At 40.4% G+C, this 17,332-nt stretch carries 16 protein-coding genes and 1 pseudogene; 8 read left to right on the top strand and 9 right to left on the bottom strand.

What is annotated here, in order from left to right; genetic code table 11:
* The first annotated feature begins 55 nt into the window (after window positions 1–55).
* The gene (locus A9Y75_RS15875; protein WP_071190501.1) at window positions 56–1,906 is read left to right on the top strand and encodes an adenylate/guanylate cyclase domain-containing protein; all 1,851 of its coding nucleotides are present in this window, start codon (window positions 56–58) and stop codon (window positions 1,904–1,906) included.
* Window positions 1,907–2,557: 651 nt separating this feature from the next.
* Window positions 2,558–3,391, top strand: a complete 834-nt coding sequence (locus A9Y75_RS15865) for a FecR family protein (protein ID WP_071190499.1) — start codon at window positions 2,558–2,560, stop codon at window positions 3,389–3,391.
* Between the two features lie 98 nt (window positions 3,392–3,489).
* Here A9Y75_RS15865 and A9Y75_RS15860 read toward each other — a convergent pair whose 3' ends face one another.
* On the bottom strand, window positions 3,490–3,855 hold the full coding sequence (locus tag A9Y75_RS15860) for a DUF5615 family PIN-like protein (protein WP_071190498.1): 366 nt from the start codon (window positions 3,853–3,855) through the stop codon (window positions 3,490–3,492).
* The gene (locus A9Y75_RS15855; RefSeq protein ID WP_071190497.1) at window positions 3,848–4,150 is read right to left on the bottom strand and encodes a DUF433 domain-containing protein; all 303 of its coding nucleotides are present in this window, start codon (window positions 4,148–4,150) and stop codon (window positions 3,848–3,850) included. The genes A9Y75_RS15860 and A9Y75_RS15855 overlap by 8 nt, the downstream gene beginning before the upstream one ends.
* Before the next feature lie 176 nt (window positions 4,151–4,326).
* On the opposite strand from A9Y75_RS15855, the gene A9Y75_RS15850 reads away from it, so the two are divergent.
* The 3 genes from A9Y75_RS15850 to A9Y75_RS15840 are packed head-to-tail and all read left to right on the top strand — an operon-like array spanning window position 4,327 to window position 5,890.
* Window positions 4,327–5,412, top strand: a complete 1,086-nt coding sequence (locus tag A9Y75_RS15850; protein WP_071190496.1) for a TerB family tellurite resistance protein — start codon at window positions 4,327–4,329, stop codon at window positions 5,410–5,412.
* A gap of 35 nt (window positions 5,413–5,447) precedes the next feature.
* Window positions 5,448–5,663: a type II toxin-antitoxin system HicA family toxin gene (locus A9Y75_RS15845; protein ID WP_071190495.1), complete on the top strand. Its 216-nt coding sequence runs from the start codon at window positions 5,448–5,450 to the stop codon at window positions 5,661–5,663.
* 5 nt (window positions 5,664–5,668) lie between these two features.
* The gene (locus A9Y75_RS15840; protein ID WP_071190494.1) at window positions 5,669–5,890 is read left to right on the top strand and encodes a type II toxin-antitoxin system HicB family antitoxin; all 222 of its coding nucleotides are present in this window, start codon (window positions 5,669–5,671) and stop codon (window positions 5,888–5,890) included.
* Between the two features lie 76 nt (window positions 5,891–5,966).
* Here A9Y75_RS15840 and A9Y75_RS15835 read toward each other — a convergent pair whose 3' ends face one another.
* The 4 genes from A9Y75_RS15835 to A9Y75_RS15820 form a co-directional block, all read right to left on the bottom strand.
* Window positions 5,967–6,173, bottom strand: a complete 207-nt coding sequence (locus A9Y75_RS15835) for a phycobilisome linker polypeptide (protein ID WP_071190493.1) — start codon at window positions 6,171–6,173, stop codon at window positions 5,967–5,969.
* A 219-nt stretch (window positions 6,174–6,392) separates the two neighbouring features.
* Entirely contained in the window at window positions 6,393–6,878 is a 486-nt protein-coding gene (gene apcB / locus A9Y75_RS15830) for an allophycocyanin subunit beta (protein ID WP_071190492.1), read from the bottom strand.
* A 67-nt stretch (window positions 6,879–6,945) separates the two neighbouring features.
* A complete protein-coding gene (gene apcA / locus A9Y75_RS15825; protein WP_071190491.1) occupies window positions 6,946–7,431 on the bottom strand; it encodes an allophycocyanin subunit alpha in 486 nt (161 codons plus the stop codon).
* A 435-nt stretch (window positions 7,432–7,866) separates the two neighbouring features.
* A complete protein-coding gene (locus A9Y75_RS15820; protein ID WP_071190490.1) occupies window positions 7,867–11,262 on the bottom strand; it encodes a phycobilisome rod-core linker polypeptide in 3,396 nt (1,131 codons plus the stop codon).
* Between the two features lie 331 nt (window positions 11,263–11,593).
* Between A9Y75_RS15820 and trxB the strand changes: the two genes are divergently transcribed.
* From trxB to A9Y75_RS29695, 3 genes and pseudogenes are all read left to right on the top strand, one after another.
* On the top strand, window positions 11,594–12,952 hold the full coding sequence (trxB, locus tag A9Y75_RS15815) for a thioredoxin-disulfide reductase (protein WP_071190489.1): 1,359 nt from the start codon (window positions 11,594–11,596) through the stop codon (window positions 12,950–12,952).
* A gap of 234 nt (window positions 12,953–13,186) precedes the next feature.
* The gene (locus A9Y75_RS15810) at window positions 13,187–13,483 is read left to right on the top strand and encodes a hypothetical protein (RefSeq protein WP_016952381.1); all 297 of its coding nucleotides are present in this window, start codon (window positions 13,187–13,189) and stop codon (window positions 13,481–13,483) included.
* Between the two features lie 74 nt (window positions 13,484–13,557).
* Window positions 13,558–13,752 (top strand): annotated as a pseudogene (locus A9Y75_RS29695) (MFS transporter); the annotation flags it as partial.
* Between the two features lie 55 nt (window positions 13,753–13,807).
* Here the strand turns inward: A9Y75_RS29695 and A9Y75_RS29690 are convergent.
* The 3 genes from A9Y75_RS29690 to A9Y75_RS15795 form a co-directional block, all read right to left on the bottom strand.
* The gene (locus A9Y75_RS29690; protein ID WP_236721427.1) at window positions 13,808–14,029 is read right to left on the bottom strand and encodes an alpha/beta hydrolase; all 222 of its coding nucleotides are present in this window, start codon (window positions 14,027–14,029) and stop codon (window positions 13,808–13,810) included.
* Window positions 14,030–14,353: 324 nt separating this feature from the next.
* A complete protein-coding gene (truB, locus tag A9Y75_RS15800; RefSeq protein ID WP_071190487.1) occupies window positions 14,354–15,232 on the bottom strand; it encodes a tRNA pseudouridine(55) synthase TruB in 879 nt (292 codons plus the stop codon).
* A 101-nt stretch (window positions 15,233–15,333) separates the two neighbouring features.
* Window positions 15,334–17,103 carry an alpha/beta hydrolase gene (locus A9Y75_RS15795; RefSeq protein WP_071190486.1) on the bottom strand — a complete coding sequence of 590 codons (1,770 nt, stop codon included), beginning with the start codon at window positions 17,101–17,103 and terminating at the stop codon, window positions 15,334–15,336.
* Window positions 17,104–17,332 lie beyond the last annotated feature (229 nt).

Here is a 17,332-nt window from a genome sequence, read left to right as displayed (position 1 = left end):
CCCACAATCAGCCTAAACAGATAAGTTGGTGATTTACTGAACATCTCTTCGAGAAATGCTTAAATACTTAAGACGAAAAATAATTATAGATACCTATTTGCAGAAATCTTACGTATTAACTACATTGTTTTCAATTGGATTATGGCAAGTAGGCGCTTGGGCTACCTTGGAGTTACTAGGATTTAATTTATTGTTCTCTACACGCAACTATCTACCTCATCCCAGTTGGGATTCGCGTATTGTCGTTATTGGGATTGATGATGTTACATTGCGTCAATATGGGCAGTTTCCCTTGTCACGCGATCGCTATACTCAATTATTAGAAACACTAGAAGCCTCTCCTCCGGCAACTATCGGCTTTGATATTTTGTTTACTGAACCTACCCGCTACGACGAAAAACTAGCCGAAGCAATGGCAATCAATGGTCAAGTTGTTTTACCAGTTGCCTCCAGTTTACAACAACAAACCCTGCGTCTAGTCCCAATTCTAGATGATGTGACTGCTAAAGGACACATTGCCAAAAATGCTGACTTGGATGGAGTAACACGTCAATTGTCTCTTTACATTAAGAGTGTTCCTGCCTTCAGCATCACGTTACTGGAAAAATATAACAATAGTTTGCAGCAGACCTTTAGCGCTAATAGTACTAACTCTAAGAAATCATTTATTAAGTTACCACCTCTGCAATCGGGAGTAAATGCACAACCAGTTTTGATTAACTGGTTAGGCCCTACTCAAGGAATTCCCACCTACTCCTTTATCGATGTTGTTGAAAAAAAGGTAGATACCGCTAAATTAAAAAATAAAATTGTGCTAGTGGGACTAACTGCAACGGGAGCAAACGATCCCTTGAAAACTCCCTTTGATCAAATACCCCCAACCTCTGGTGTCTACCTACACGCCGCTGCTATCGATAATATACTCAACAACAGACTATTACAAAGATTACCTAATAAATTGGAAATCTTGCTATTATTTGCTGTTGGCATTGGTTCTAGTCTGATATTAATTCCTTTGAAATTTCAGGAACGAACTCTTTTTTTAGGGTTGCTACCCATAACGTGGTTTGGTGTATCAGTTTTAGGGCTAACAATCTCTAATCTTTGGTTGCCTACAGCTGCACCCATAGGCACTATCCTCCTAGCAGGACTAAGTATTCAATGGCAAGAACAAAAAGAAAAACAACAATTGATGAGTTTATTTGCTCGTCATGTTTCTCAAGAAACAGCAGAATTAATTTGGAACCATCGGGATGAGATTTTTCAAAATGGTCAATTAGATGCCAAAGAAATGGTAGCAACGGTTCTTTTTACCGATATTCGTAGCTTTACCACGATTTCTGAGGGCATGAAACCACGAGATTTGCTTAACTGGTTAAACTCCTATCTCGGTGCTATGGCTGAGTGTATTCAACAACATCACGGAGTAGTTGATAAATACATTGGGGATGCTATTATGGCTGTTTTTGGTATTCCTTTCCCCCACACCCATTCCCAGGAAATTCAGCAAGATGCCATTGATGCTGTCTTGGCAGCAATTTCTATGCAGGAAAGATTGGTAGTGTTAAATCAAGAATTAAAACGGCTGGGCAAGCCTACCATTAGTATCGGCATTGGCATTCATACAGGTTTAGTGGTTGCTGGCAGTATTGGCGGATCTCAACGATTGAATTATTCTGTCTTGGGAGATGCTGTGAATATCGCGGCTCGTTTGGAACAACTCAACAAAAATGCCAAAGAGGGAAATCCTTACAGCATCTTAGTCAGCGAAACAACGTTTGAGCTAATTAAGCACCACTTTCATACCCAACAAATACAGGAATTACAGCTACGTGGGCGTAAAAAAATCACAATGGTTTATTCTATTACCGGGAATAAACGGGAACTTGACAAGCCATCGGTGTAAAAATAAGATCTTCTTCAAGAAGAACTGATACAGTAATTTGTAACCAACCGAATAATTATATCGTGTCCAGTTGACTACTAATCATGAGGGAACCGCGCAGGGAGTTTTTTGATCAGCAATTAACCGGACTTGATATTATTTGACATTTCTTTGGTTATTGTAAAAGCTCTAACAATCTGCTGAGTAGGTGCATCGGTGCATAAGTATCTGATTACAGCAATCGTTACAACTGTTTTATGGGAAACTTTATCATGTCAGGCTGGGACTCCCCCACTCCCTTGTATTCCCAATAGTTTGCCTGAACTTAGCAAATCTCTCAATAGTGTCCGAGATAACAATGTGATTGTGATTGGCCAAGTTTCAGCCCGCCCTTATGTGGTTGTTGTTCCGGGTAAATCAGACAAATTATTGAACCTTGTCAGAAATTATATTTCCGACGCATTCCTGGCACAGCACAGGTTTGGAACTTATGTATATGCAGGAGGATCTCCAAGGAGGGAAGAGGCGGAATGCTTGTCTCATTTTTTGAGATCCGAAGGGATAGATGCACGAGTGGTCTATTTTCGCCAAAAACCTACTCAATAGAAAACTGTTGACTGGATTATTAAAGAACTGGTTTCAATCGGCACAGACAATCATCTGGAAATACATATGAAAACTTGGTGGGCTTGTAACTTAACTTTAGTAATGGCTGTACTAGTTAGTACTCTTCATGCCTCCGCAGCAGATAATCAATTACAGGTTAAAATCAATCGCTGGATAGAAGTGAGTCGTACCAACGGGCAAGTTCTGTATTCTCGTGGGCAAACATCTCAACCCGCTCGTACTGGAATGCGACTAGAATCTGTAGGGGATACAATCAGCACCAAGCAAGGTTCTAGTGCCGTTTTGACAATTGATACAGGTACTGGTTTTATAAATGTTTCTGAAAATACGACTATATCTGTAAATAAACTCCAAATGGGAAATGCAGGTGAACGGATAACAGAACTCCAGGTAAAGACTGGGCAAGTTCGTCTCCAACATCGTCCGTTAACTAATTCATCCTCTCGTGTGGAAATTCATACTCCCGCTGGGGTGGCTGGAGTGCGAGGAACTGAGTTTGGTGTGAGTGTACAGGATAATGGCAAAATGGGGGTTGGCACGATGAAGGGAAGTGTAGCCATAACTGCTCAAGGGCAAACAAAGTTGGTAAATGAGGGGTTTCAAAATCTAACAATTCCCGGAGAACCACCTTCTGAACCAGTTCCTCTGCGGGAAGATCCTATTCTGAATATTCGTCAACTCATAGCCAATGACAACCAAGTGAAAATTGTCGGTATTGTTGATCCGGTGAACCTATTGATGATTGCTAAACAGCGCCTAAGTATCGGTGCTACTGGCCAATTTGATATTATTGTGCCTTTACCCGCTAATCGCCGATTAGAAGCTGTTGTGGTGACTCCTTTAGGGAAAAAGCAATTGTATGAACTGGCAGTTCCTTAGTTCGGTTTAGTTATGAAGTTTTATGACTAGCGATACCTACGGTAAGCTACGCTAACGCTCATAATGGATATTTGAACTTACTATCAAAACTGGCATAATTAATAAACCCAGTTGCTTAAAAATTCTACTTGTCCCTGCATATCTTCTGCTGATTTGGTATTAATCAATCGCAAAACCCCGCGCATTAATTCACCAATTCCATATCGTTGTTGTGGTGCTAAAATAATTCCTGCATGGGACAAACCTTGTTCCAGCAAATTAGTATGAATCTGGTAAAAGTCTCTGGCATTAAAACTAAATATAACTCGGTTGTTTTCCTTAGCCCAAGTTAGCTGTTCTGGATCAGATTTGTACAACATTCCCACGTCTGCAACTGTTAATACATCTACATTGCGGGAACGCAAAGCTTGAACAAAATCTTCATCCATAGAATCCTCATCAATATAAAGCCGGATCTTATTCATCTTTGGTTTTATCTTTCTGGCTGTGTAAAGTTGCCAAACTCCAGTATTCAGCCTCTGCTTGTGTTAACTCATTTTCTATCTGATCACGATTAGCGTGGTAGTAAGCTAAAGCTGCATACACTTGGGCAAGGTTGAGGTGACTTATCCGACGGGCAATTTCTTCCGCATTTGCACCTTGTTTGTAAAGAACAACCACTCGACTTACAGAAGTTTTAGTCCCTGTAATCACGGGAAGACCATTATTCACATCTGGAGAACAGGTTACTAGTGTACCAATATTAGTAGCAGTTAACATATTTGAGAGAATTTTTAGCTTGTTTTACTTTAGTCTATCATGAGCGCGGGTATAGCTCATCATTGATACTTGATCTAATACCTAAACTTTTGTAAATTTGCTACTATTAAATATTGCGACTGAGTAAAATTATACTGAATAAATAAGTAGGTAAGATACAAGCGGGAAAAGTTTTTATGATCAACCAACGAGATACAAGTAATAACGTTATTCAAGAATTACAAAACCAAATTGGTGAAAAAATAATCACTTCTTTTGATATGGTTGCACAAGATAGAAGTAATTATTTTGCTAAAAATCCTTATCAACATCAAAGACCTTCCATAGAATCAGCTAATTCAATTGTCAATGGCTATGCAAAATGTAATGGAGGGATATCAGTAGCAGCTAATTTAGTACCAGGTCCATTGGGAATGTTAGCAGTTGCTCCAGAAATTATCACAGTAATGCGAAACCAAATTGCGATGATTTATGATGTAGGTGTAGCTTATGACAAGCAGCAATATTTAAACAAGGAACTATTAGCAGGGGTCTTAATTTCTTCCTTGAGTACAGGATTAATTACCCCCGGCATCAATGCAGTAGCAAATAGAGTTATTATTGCTCAAGGTAGTAAAATTATCGCTCGAAAAGTAAGCACGCCAATATTTCAAGATATGGCTCGTTGGATAGCAGGAAAATATGCCCAACAGGTATTGAAATCAAGTGTTAGTAAATATTTACCTGTAGTTGGTTCTACTGCTATGGGTTTATGGTCTGCCTATTCAACGAAACAAGTAGGTAATAAGTCTATTCAAATATTTGAAAAAGAAATTGAGATATTAGATGAGACTCAATCATTAAGTGAATGTAGCATTGAATATACTGATCATCTTCTTCCTACATCTGAAATAGAAGTCAATAATATAACAGGAGAAAGACTAGAATTATTAAAGATTAAAACCCTGATTAATTTAATGAAAGTTGATGGTAGTATTGAACCTGAAGAAAAAGAATATCTCAAGACAATTATTACCAATGCTAATTTAACAGTGGAAGAAATTAAGGAAATTAAAAATTTATTATCTGCCCAGAGAATAGAAGTAGATTATTCATTAATAGCTAAATATCCCGATGATGCTTTAGGTTTATTAATTGATTTGATCGCACTTGCAAAGCGTGATGGAGATTTTCACATAACGGAAAAAATGTACATTAAACAAGTGGGAAAATTAATGGGATTTTCTGAGGTAGATGTTGCAGAACTGATGTTATCTTATTAAAGTTCAGACCAAGAATAAATAAATATCCAGAATAAATGCCCAGAAAAATTCGGGAGTTAAAAGCCGAGATAGCGCGAGAAGGGTTTGTGTATCTACCAAAGCGTGGGAAAGGCAGTCATGAGAGATGGAAACATCCTTTACTGAGGAAAACATTAACAATTCCAGGTAAAGATGGGGATGATGTTCCACTTTACCTAGAAAAGCAATTAGCAAAATTATTAGCTGAACTAGAAGAGTTAGAGAAGGATTAGGATTTATGAATCAATACAGTATGATTGTTCAATGGTCAGATGAAGATCAGCTTTTCTTAGTTACCATTCCAGAATTTAGCCATCTTGTAATTATGCCTTGTACTCACGGTAAAACTCGTCAAGAAGCAATTCATAACGGTGAAGAAGTAATTGAAATGTATTTAGAAGCTTGGGAAGCAGACGGTGAATCTATCCCTGAACCAAACACACTGCAAATAGCCTCTTAATATCAAATTCCCAAAAAAAAAGAGGTCTTTTTAGACCCTTTCAAAATCAAATCAAATAATTTTTGGTTGATAGCAATTAAGACAAACCAGTATTTGTACCTTGCTTACCAGTTGCCAATTCTACCTTAACAATTTTGCCACCCATTTTTTGAATCCGTTGCTGTTCACGGAACCAGTTTTCATAAGGAACTAACTTAGTAAAGTAAGTATTTTGTAATTCGCGCTGGGTGCGAGTACGAGTTAGGCTGGGGACGCAAGCAGTGATTTTAAACAATCGGGACATATTCTTGAAATCTCCTGATATTGTCTGGTGAAACTTTATTTTTATCTCAAAAAATTTTGAGTGCAAATCTTTAATTAATCTTTCCAAGGCTGGGAATCAACCATCAATACTAGACTGATAACACTTACAATCAATCAGCAAGAGAACCTTCTAGAACTCATGATTGATTTCCAGACCTTAATAAAGCCGCACCTAAATTATTAAGTGCAAACCTGACTCCTAGCTCAAGCCAGAGGAGACATAATCTAAGTAAACACCCATTTCTTTACCAGCGTCAGGACCAACCAAACTAGCGGTTACTTCCTTGATTGCTTGGATAGCTTGAACGGTAGCGCCTACGGGTACACCCAAGGAATTGTAGGTTTCTTTCAAACCATTCAATACGCGCTCATCCAAAATGGAAGGATCGCCAGCCAGCATAGCGTAGGTAGAATAACGCAAGTAGTAATCCAAGTCACGGATACAAGCTGCGTAACGACGGGTGGTGTACATATTACCACCGGGACGGGTGATATCAGAGTACAACAAGGACTTAGCTACAGCTTCTTTAACGATCGCAGCAGCATTAGCACTGATGGTTGTAGCTGCACGAACGCGCAGTTCACCAGTAGCGAAGTAGCCTTTTAGCTTTTCGAGAGCAGCGGTATCAAGGTATTTACCTTGAACGTCTGAAGAATTGATAACGGAGGTAATTGCGTCTTGCATTGTTGTTTTTTCCTTATTTCCAACCTTATTGCCACAGTTTGAGTTTTAGCCGAGAAACAGCTTCAACTTACTGCATTGCACCAACAACGTAGTCGAAGTAAGAACCAGCTTCACCAGCGTCTTCAGAAGACAACAGGGTAGCAGCAACGTTCTTCATAGCGGCAACGCCACCAGCAACTGCATCAATGGGAGTACCCAAAGACTTGTACATTTCACGTACACCAACGATACCGATTTCTTCGATGGGGGTTACATCACCAGAAACGATTCCGTAGGTAACAAGACGCAAGTAGTAATCCAAGTCACGAAGACAAGTAGCTGTCATTTCTTGTCCGTAAGCGTTACCACCTGGGGAAACAACATCAGGACGCTTTTGGAACAGTTGGTCGCCAGCTTGCTTAACGATGCGCTCGCGGTTTTCGGTCAATACTTGAGCGATGCGGAGACGTTGTGCGCCACCAGCAACAAAACCTTTGATTCTATCTAATTCACCGGGGCTGAGGTAGCGAGCTTCTGCATCAGCATTCACGATAGCTTTCGTGACGATACTCATTAATGGATTCCTCCAAAACTAATGACACCAGCTTTTAAACTGGTAAGACTTTGAATTGGTTGATAGTTGCTTTCTGTCTTATATGCATTGCGAGTCAGATGGACTCAATACAACCAGATAAGATGGAAAATTAAACTACCTTCCGGAAAATATTGTCCGGCATTATGTTGAGCATTTATTACTGCTCTTAACACTTTGTAATATTAATTTTCAGATTTGCTCATTCTGAGGGAAGGGGGAACAGGGAACAGGGAACAGGCAAAAGAGGCAGAGGGGCGGGGGGCAGGGTGCAGAGGAGAAGAAGCAGGGGGGCGGGGGCAGGGTGCAGAGGAGAGGTATTTTCCCCCTTGCTCCCTGCTCCCTGCTCCGTTTCCTCTTTCTTGCTCCCTGCTCCATTTCTTCTTCTACTGTCACCTGTCACCTGTTACCTATTACCTATCTGTTGCTAGGACGACCGGTTAAAACAGAGGGAGACAAGCTAGACCAGGATTGTTTCACCAAGTCAGCAGCAGCTTGTACACTACCTAGGTAGTTACCTGCGGGTAAAGATGGATAGCGGTTGTAAGGTACTACGTCTTCACCGAAGTAGCGAGCATACTCAGGACTATTGACCATTGCCTCTACAGCAGCCTTTAAACCGCTATCAGCCAGCAACTTGTTATACTGGCGGATTTCGCCTTGAGTGGCTGGTGCGCGACCCAATAAGTGACGGAATAAGAACTCAATCACCTTGGTGTTGGGATAAGGAGTGTAGAACCGTTTGCGATAGATATCTGAACTAGCTAGTTCGAGAACAAACTCACGGACAGTAATTTCACCGTTACGCAGTTTGCTATCTAAGTCAGAACGACGGAAATAACCAGGAACTTGACCGCTAAATACGTCCATAACCTGACAGTAAATAGCATTAATTACCTGATTGGTTTCTGGGGAATTTGTCCCAGTGGTAGCGCGGTAAATACGGGCTGGTTTGCGGCGGCTTGTACCCACACCGACTTCTACAGACTGTCCGCGACCATCATTGAAAGAACGACCCAACTCAATAAACAAGGGTTTAGTCTTGTCCATTTGCTTGGCTTGGGCTGCCAAATCTGCGATCGCTTTCGCTAAGATTGGCGTATTCTCAGTTTTAATCCGAGGCTTGACAGTTGCAAAGCTAGGAACCACCAAATCATCGTTTTGCTTGGTTAGCTGGTTGTAAAGCTTCTCGGTATTGGGGAAGTTAGCAGCAGGTAAAGTGGGGAAGCGACGGTAAGGAACAGTATCTTCACCAAACACTTGACGATATTCTGCACTATCAACCATCTCGCTAATAAAGGCACGAATCCCTTGAGTAGCCAGAATTTGGTTGTATTTGCGAATTTCTGCTTGGTCAATAGGTGCGCGACCCAAGAAATGCTTAGTACCCAACTCAATTACTTTCGTGTTGGGGTAAGGTGTATAGAATTCTTTCAGGTACAGATTCGAGTAACCCAAACCTTGAATAAATTCCTTAACGCTAATTTCACCGTTCACCAACTTGCTTTCTAGAACCGTGAATTCGTTCTGAGAGATATAAGGGGCAATATCCCGCTCAAAAATCTGCCGATAAGCACCGCTAATCACAGTATTGATAGCAACCTTGTCATTGCTAACTGCTGTCAGCTTGAAGACCTTGGTTTGCTCACGCTGCTTAGTAACACCTTGGTTGATGCGGAACTCAATATCTGGTTGGGTCCGCATTTCTGTGACTGCACCCAATTCCACAAAGCGAGGCGTTTCTTGTTTTTGAACATTCGCCAAATCTTCACGGATAGTACCAACACGCAATTGACGCAAAGACACACCCGCAGGAGTTAGATAGCGTTCATAAGGAACTGTATCTTCATTAAATGCTTGGCTGTATTCTTCACTGTCAATGATGGCATCAACGACCGCATAGAAGCCCTTCTTAGAAGCAATGTCAAAATACTTGTTGTTCTCTTGACGACCGTAAGTAGGACGACCTAACAAGCGACGGTGAATATACTCAATCGCTTTACAGACATACAGAGAAGTCCAGTACATCTTGCGGAATAAATCCGATTTAGCCAATATCCGTACAAACTCGCGGACAGTGATATCGCCGTTTTCCAGCTTGATTTCGGCAACCTTCAGGCGTTGACCTTCGTAAACATCACGACCGAAAACTTGCAGGTAAGTAGCCTTAATTACTGCTTGGGTAGAACTTTCTGAGAATTTAACACTTGCACCCTTAGCAGCTTTTTTGCCAATAGTACCGGGTAGCTGGTCTAATTTGAACACCTTAGCACCCAAAGAACCAGGAGCTATATCCCGTGCTTTGGGGTTGCTAAGTTGGTTATTAATACCAGGCCCTTGGTGAATCAAAATCCGGCGGGTATCCTTACTAAAAGGCGCAGGACTGCTGCTGGGGTTGCGGGTTTCTTTCGGGAAAATCGCTCCAAACTGAATTTCCAAGGGGTCATTACCAGAACCGTAGGGATGTTGGTCAGGTAATGGCTGTTCGTAAGCAGCAAAGGTGGTAATGAACTGAGGTACTTTCCGGAAAGGCGCACTGTAGTTAAACAGGTCTTGCTGTGGTCCCCAGTTCCGACATTCTTGGGCTTCTTGGCCCAGACCCCGGATGTAGGGTACTGTCTCTTCTCCAAAGTAATCGCTGTATTCGTCAGAATCTACTAAAGCATTAACTAAAGCTGGTAAACCGCCTTTAGAAATAATTCCAAAGTATTTTTGGACTTCTTCACGGCTGCTTGGTCCCCGTCCCAAAATGTGACGGAAAGCTAATTCAATCACCCGACTGTTAATAAAAGGCTGATAAAACTGTTTTTGGTAAAGGGGAGATTTAGCTAAACGACGAATAAACTCCTTCATGGAGATGTCGCCATTTTTGACTTTCGATTCCAAGTCAGAGATTGACAAACTATAAGCACGGGTAATATCGCGCTCAAACACTTGTCTGTAAGCTGCTTTGATGATTTCTGTCTTTTCGCTAGAAGACAATCCGGGCTTCATGACGTACTTAGGACGACGTTCTGCGGCATTAAAGTAAATTTGCGGCAGTTGTAACCCTTGTTGGTCGCCGGAAGGACGTTGGCGGACTTTGGTTGAAGGTGTAGGTGCTTGAAATTCTGTCAGCAACACATCCATGTACTGAGTCACAATTTCTGTAGCTGCTGCATCTTTGCGGAAATAAGACAATGACGCTGATTTAATTTCCTGCAAAGCTACTATGGTGGCTTCTCCAGAACAGGCATTTTCAATAATTTCCCGCAAACCTCTGGTATTCACAGAGATAATGTTGGGGTCGCCAGCTACGATCGCATAGGTAGCATAGCGCAAGAACCAGGACAAGTCCCGTAAGCTCTTGGCCATGTTGCTAGGCCCGTAACGAGCAACGTTAATTGGTCTAAAGCCTGGAGGTGTGGGTCCACCAGCTGATGTATTAAAAATTGAGCGCAAGTTTTCAAAGAAACCACCACGGCTTTCAACATAGGTGACAGTTCCTAAGGCCATGCCTTCTTGGACACTAACACCACCAGCGCCAGCCATTGCCAGTTCTCGCTCTTTAGGCTTTTCTAAAAAAGACATGGGCGAGCCACCCACGAAAATCCGGTTAGCCGCACGGGAGACGATTATCTCGGAATTTTCTGTGAGAATCTGGGCAATTTCTAAACGCTTTGCACCAGATGCAAAATAACTTCCTAATTCACTCAGTTCACCGTTTCCCAAAAAGCGGTCTTGTTGTTCCGCTTGGGAAATGGTTGCTACTGGTAAGGTTTGATATAGTTGCGGACGCGCAACGGAGCTTCCACCACTTGCCTTAACACTCATTGGATTTCTAAAACTCCTAATAAATAAGTTTATGTGTTAAGTCTGGGTTGTTTTGAGGCTTGACACTTTTCCGTATTTATGCGTTAAGAGTACTGCCTGCAAAACTGCCAGTAAATTAACCCAGTCAGTTTTTAGATTAGAACGTTTTGCGTTTACGCTGCTAGTTTATTAAGAAGTATGTCGAATCTGTCATCTAAATGGGTGATGTGGAACAACTAATGGACATACAGGGGGATGAAGAGATTCATTTATAGCTGGGAATTAAGTAAATTGAAAGCTCAGTTATGTTATGCTAAATTAAACGTAGTCGTTATGAGTTCGGATAATAGTTATGACTAACCCTACAGTAGAAAACTTGGTAATTATCGGTTCTGGTCCAGCAGGATATACAGCGGCTATATATGCGGGACGTGCTAATTTAAAACCCGTTGTCTTTGAAGGGTTCCAAGCGGGGGGTTTACCAGGTGGACAACTGATGACAACGACAGAAGTTGAGAACTTTCCCGGCTTTCCCCAAGGTATTACCGGGCCGGAACTGATGGATAATATGAAAGCCCAGGCGGAACGGTGGGGAGCGCAATTATATACGGAAGATGTGATCTCAGTTGATTTGAGTCAGCGTCCTTTTATTATCCGTTCCCAAGAAAGGGAAGTAAAGGCGCATAGCTTGGTAATTGCTACTGGTGCAACAGCCAAGCGGTTAGGTTTACCTAGCGAACATGAATTTTGGAGTCGGGGAATTTCTGCTTGTGCAATTTGTGATGGTGCAACTCCAATTTTTCGTGGTGCAGAGTTAGCGGTAATTGGTGCGGGTGACTCAGCAGCGGAAGAGGCTATTTATTTAACTAAATATGGTTCTAAAGTGAATTTGCTGGTGCGTTCGGAAAAAATGCGGGCTTCTAAAGCAATGCAAGACCGGGTTTTGAGTAATCCAAAAATCAAAGTACATTGGCACACAGAGGCTGTGGATGTATTCGGGAACGGTTCGATGGCTGGGGTGAAAGTACGCAATAATCAAACTGGCGAAGTGAGCGAATTACCTGCTAAGGGTTTATTTTACGCCGTTGGTCATAAGCCCAATACTAGCTTATTTCAAGGACAATTAGAACTGGATGAGGTGGGATACATTACCACTAAACATGGTGGTGTAGAAACCAGTATAGATGGTGTATTTGCAGCCGGTGATGTGCAGGACCATGAATTTCGCCAAGCTATTACGGCGGCGGGTACTGGTTGTATGGCGGCGATGTTAGCGGAAAGGTGGTTATCTGGGAAAGGTTTAATTCAAGAGTTTCATCAAATCCAAAATGAGGAGTTGGAAGCGCAACCAGAAGAGACGAAAACAGTAACAGCAGCAGAGTTTGATTTGCAAGCGACACGCCATGAAGGTGGTTATGCCTTAAGGAAATTATTCCATGAGAGCGATCGCTTGATGTTAGTGAAATATGTCTCTCCTGGTTGTGGTCCTTGCCATACTCTTAAACCTATTTTAAATAAAGTAGTCGATGAATTTGACGGTAAAATCCATTTTGTCGAAATCGACATTGACAAAGATAGAGATATTGCTGAAAATGCTGGAGTTACCGGAACACCGACGGTACAATTGTTTAAAAATCAGGAACTGGTGAAGGAAGTTAAAGGGGTGAAGCAAAAAAGCGAATATCGACAGTTGATAGAGAGTAATTTGTAGAACTCATTCAACATCGATCTTTGTTTAAAGATGCGTTATAGCAATTCCCATTCAAGTGAGGTACAAGCAGTAATAATTAAACGCAGATAAACACAGATAAACGCAGATATTTTTGTACTTCATTAGACTAGGAAATGCTATATCTGAAACCATTGTAGAGACGTGACCTGAGTAGAAATTCTCGTCTCTACAATCTTTCATCCCTTCAAAATATAAAATCCTAAATTGGATAAAATGAGAGCCAAAATTGAAAATAATGTGTTATTTATCCACAAAGAGGATGTCCCAGAGTTCAAAAAGGGCGGTTCTGTAGTTAGAAATTCTTATTTTTGGGCGTTACGTTCTATTGCTGGACGTGCTAGACGCGATCATGATTGGGAATATGAATCAGATGTTTGGTTAGCACTAACACGGATGTTGATGTCGTTTACTGAATCTGGATATTTGGGATATAGAGAAACTGTCTTAGAGTTTCCCTTATCGCAAGGAAAAATTCCTGATTTATTGCGGGATGTGTCAACTTGGGAATAAATTCAGGGATACTAAAAACGGTTAATATCTCGACTTTATTACAGCGATTTTCGCGTAAATGAACCACATTTTATGCCTTACAAGCCTCTGGTTTTAAAGAAGCTGTGGTTGGACAAAGTACGCTTCCTATACAACCTGATTCAGCATTGTTAGCTATTAGAATTGCAGTAGGACCGATACCGACAATTTGTTTAATTATTGGTTTGATTTTAACTTTTTTCTATCCTATTACCCGCGAGATGCACGCAGAAATTATGTTACTTATCAGGACAAATTTGGATTGCACCAGTTATAGCTTATTTAGCTATCTTCCTAGGGGCATTTTTAGCCTGGTTGGGGATTAAAGGTCAAGCCTATTTGAGGACTAATTTTTAAAGAACCGAGTAAAATAGGTCTTAGTTCTTGTAGTTGTTGAAGTGAAATATATCGCTGATAAACAGCTAATTCATTATCAATTAATCCCGTTTTGGCATAGACTTCTAAACTAATCACGGGAAAGGAAACTTCTAGTAATGAATAAGAAGTATATATTTTCTCTGCTGCCATAACAGAGTGACTAATTCCAAATGTTGGCAGCAATATTGAAAGCACCAGCAATAGTGAATTCCTTTTCACGCTGCGGGTCCAATTACCAAACCAACTTTTCATCGCTCAATTTTTTCGGTGATGTTGTTTAGCGAAGCGTTATATTTGGTAGTTTTTCACACACCCTGATGGATTTATATATACTACTGTTTCCAGCAGTCTTCTGGATATTTTGCGTTTACCTCAGCGAACCTCTGCGTTTAAAAGTAAAGTTGACAACCGTTTTTAGTATAATTTTTTGAGGAAAATTCTCAGTTAGATTGGATTTGGTAAATTGAACCCCGGTTAAGAAATTGGTTCAAAAACCATTTGTGGAATTATGATGTTTTCTTGTAATTGTCCAATTCCTAAAAAACGGGTTTCTTCTTCATAAACTCTTACTAATCCCAAAATATCAAGATTGATAGAAATTTGTTGACCTTGACACCATTTTTTAGCTTCTGTTGATGGTAAAATTACAGATGGTAAATGTTGCAAAGGTGCATCTGGAGCCATCGGTTGAAATGTCTGGGCTGACAATTGAGTTTCTAACTCGGTGAGAGTGAGACTATCTTGTAAGTTGAAACCGCTGCTAACTGTACGTATTAAAGCTGCAAGAGTACCGCCTGTATTTAATACCATACCTAAATCACGAGCGATCGCACGAATATATGTTCCCGCACCACAAGCGATCGCTATTTCTAGTTCAGGAAAATCCCCATCTCGCCAGTCTAAAACTTCTATCTGAAAAACTTCTACTGTCCGCGTAGGTGCTTGCACAATTTGCCCTTTTCGTGCTATATCATACAGCCGTTTCCCCTCTACTTGAATAGCACTGTAACTAGGAGGAATTTGCTCAATTTTGCCGATAAATTCGCTAAGTGCTGTTTTTATTTCTGCTAAATTTAACCCAGGACAAGGCTGAGAAGTGATCACTTCCCCTTCTAAATCATCAGTAGTAGTACTTATACCAAGACGGATAGTAGCTTTGTAAGCTTTTTCACCCGGTAGATATTGTAATAATCTCGTGGCTTTACCCAAAGCGATGGGTAACACACCTGTAGCTTTAGGATCTAAAGTTCCTGCGTGTCCTACCCGTTTGAGACGCAGCAGTCTTCTCACCCGCGCTACGCAGTCGTGGGAAGTCCAGTCAAGTTGTTTGTTGAGGTTAAGAAAGCCTTGCACGGAATAATTTCTAATTTTTAATTCGTAATTCGTAAGTAATTATATAGGACTTACGCCGAAAAATAAGAATTTTACTAATAAAGACAAGATGTAAAAAAACATCACAGAAAAATCATAACATGAAGCAAGGAAACACCAATATCTAATATCCAAAATCCCAACTTGATGATGGTAGAAGGAAGTTTTCTTTCAGGGATAACTCCGTAGAAATTATTATCTAGTACGGGACTTAATTCTTGGCTACTCAAAGACTGAACAAGACTCAAACCCAAAGACTGAGTAGAAATGAGTTTAGCGTAGTTAGCGTTAAGATAGGGAAGATATTCGGGTCTTTGTGCCACATAAGCTTGGAAGAAAGGTAAACTCAAAGCTTTGATATAAGCACGTGCGAGGATAGCATCTCCAACCATTTCCGCAGGTAAAGCTACTTGTTGACTCCCGGAATTACCATTACCGATGGTAGAGAAATGAGTTCCACCCAGAAGCAGAACCAGATATTTTTGGGAATTCGTTAACCAAGAAAAAGGTAAAATTTGTTCAAATAAAGCTGGTGCAACAGTATCTTCACTGCTACCGACAAGCATCACAGGAGTTTGAATTTGGTTTAAGCCAGCTTGTCCAAAAATAGAGCTAGTGATGGGATTAACTGCGATCGCGGCTGTAACTCTCTCATCCCGTAAATTATCTTCTTTTTCCGACTTATTTGGCAATTCTAAAGCTCGACATTGCAGCATTAAAGACATATTCCAAGTATTTCTCAAACCTGCTGGTGTACAGTCTTTTTCTAGCTGCTCAAAGTTAATCCTCGCACCTGCTAAAGCTAAAGCCGTGTAACCGCCAAAAGATTGTCCAAATACACCAACTTGTTGCAGATTTAACCGACCTTTAAAGTTGGCATCAAACTGATTAGCTTTTTCTAGTTGATCTAGTATGTATTTGATATCTAATGGTCTATCTGTAAATTCTCCTGGTTCTACTAAGTCACTAGTTTTACTCTTGAGCAAAGATTGTCTACTATGAGGATGATTAGGAACGACAACCGCAAATCCTTGAGAAGCTAGATGATTGGCTAAATAACGAAAATTACTGCTATCTAAACCTAAGCCATGAGAAATGACAATTACTGATGCCGAATGTTGAACATTGGGAAAATAAACATCTGTAAGCAAAAGCCGATTACGGTTGAAGTCGAAAAATTTCAGTATATACTTTTTAGCTTGAAAATTGCCTTTAGTTTGTAAATTTGGCAATTGAGATAGAGTCACATTTGGGATGGTAGCAGTTTCTAGATCAGATTTTTGCTGAACTAAAGCGATCGCATGATTGGTTTGACTGATTAGTTTTTCTAGTTCTCCACATATTTCTAAACTATCAGCTAAATTAATGTGAATATTACTGCTGGGATACTTACGTAACAAATTTAATAACGTTAAGCCTTCTGGCTCCCCAGCGGCTAAAATTATTGCTGATCGTAAAGCGTGAAATTCTGACTCAGGTAGACGAGATTTGGTTTTAATTAATTCAGCTAACCGTCGTACCAAAAATTCTCCTTGCTGTGTATAGAGAAATTGTGAAGCAACAGCGGGACTAATTTTTAAAGAACCGAGTAAAATAGGTCTTAGTTCTTGTAGTTGTTGAAGTGAAATATATCGCTGATAAACAGCTAATTCATTATCAATTAATCCCGTTTTGGCATAGACTTCTAAACTAATCACGGGAAAGGAAACTTCTAGTAATGAATAAGAAGTATATATTTTCTCTGCTGCCATAACAGAGTGACTAATTCCAAATGTTGGCAGCAATATTGAAAGCACCAGCAATAGTGAATTCCTTTTCACGCTGCGGGTCCAATTACCAAACCAACTTTTCATCGCTCAATTTTTTCGGTGATGTTGTTTAGCGAAGCGTTATATTTGGTAGTTTTTCACACACCCTGATGGATTTATATATACTACTGTTTCCAGCAGTCTTCTGGATATTTTTGAGATTTTTTGATATTGAATACAATTTTTTAAATTTAAGCTAAATAAAGCCAATTAATAGGAAAAATATCCGCTTGATAAGAGGTTGACTTTACTTAATTGCACTCATATCCTGTCT

Source organism: Trichormus sp. NMC-1, assembly GCF_001858025.1.
Classification (GTDB): domain Bacteria; phylum Cyanobacteriota; class Cyanobacteriia; order Cyanobacteriales; family Nostocaceae; genus Anabaena.
This window is presented reverse-complemented; position numbering and strand designations above follow the sequence as displayed.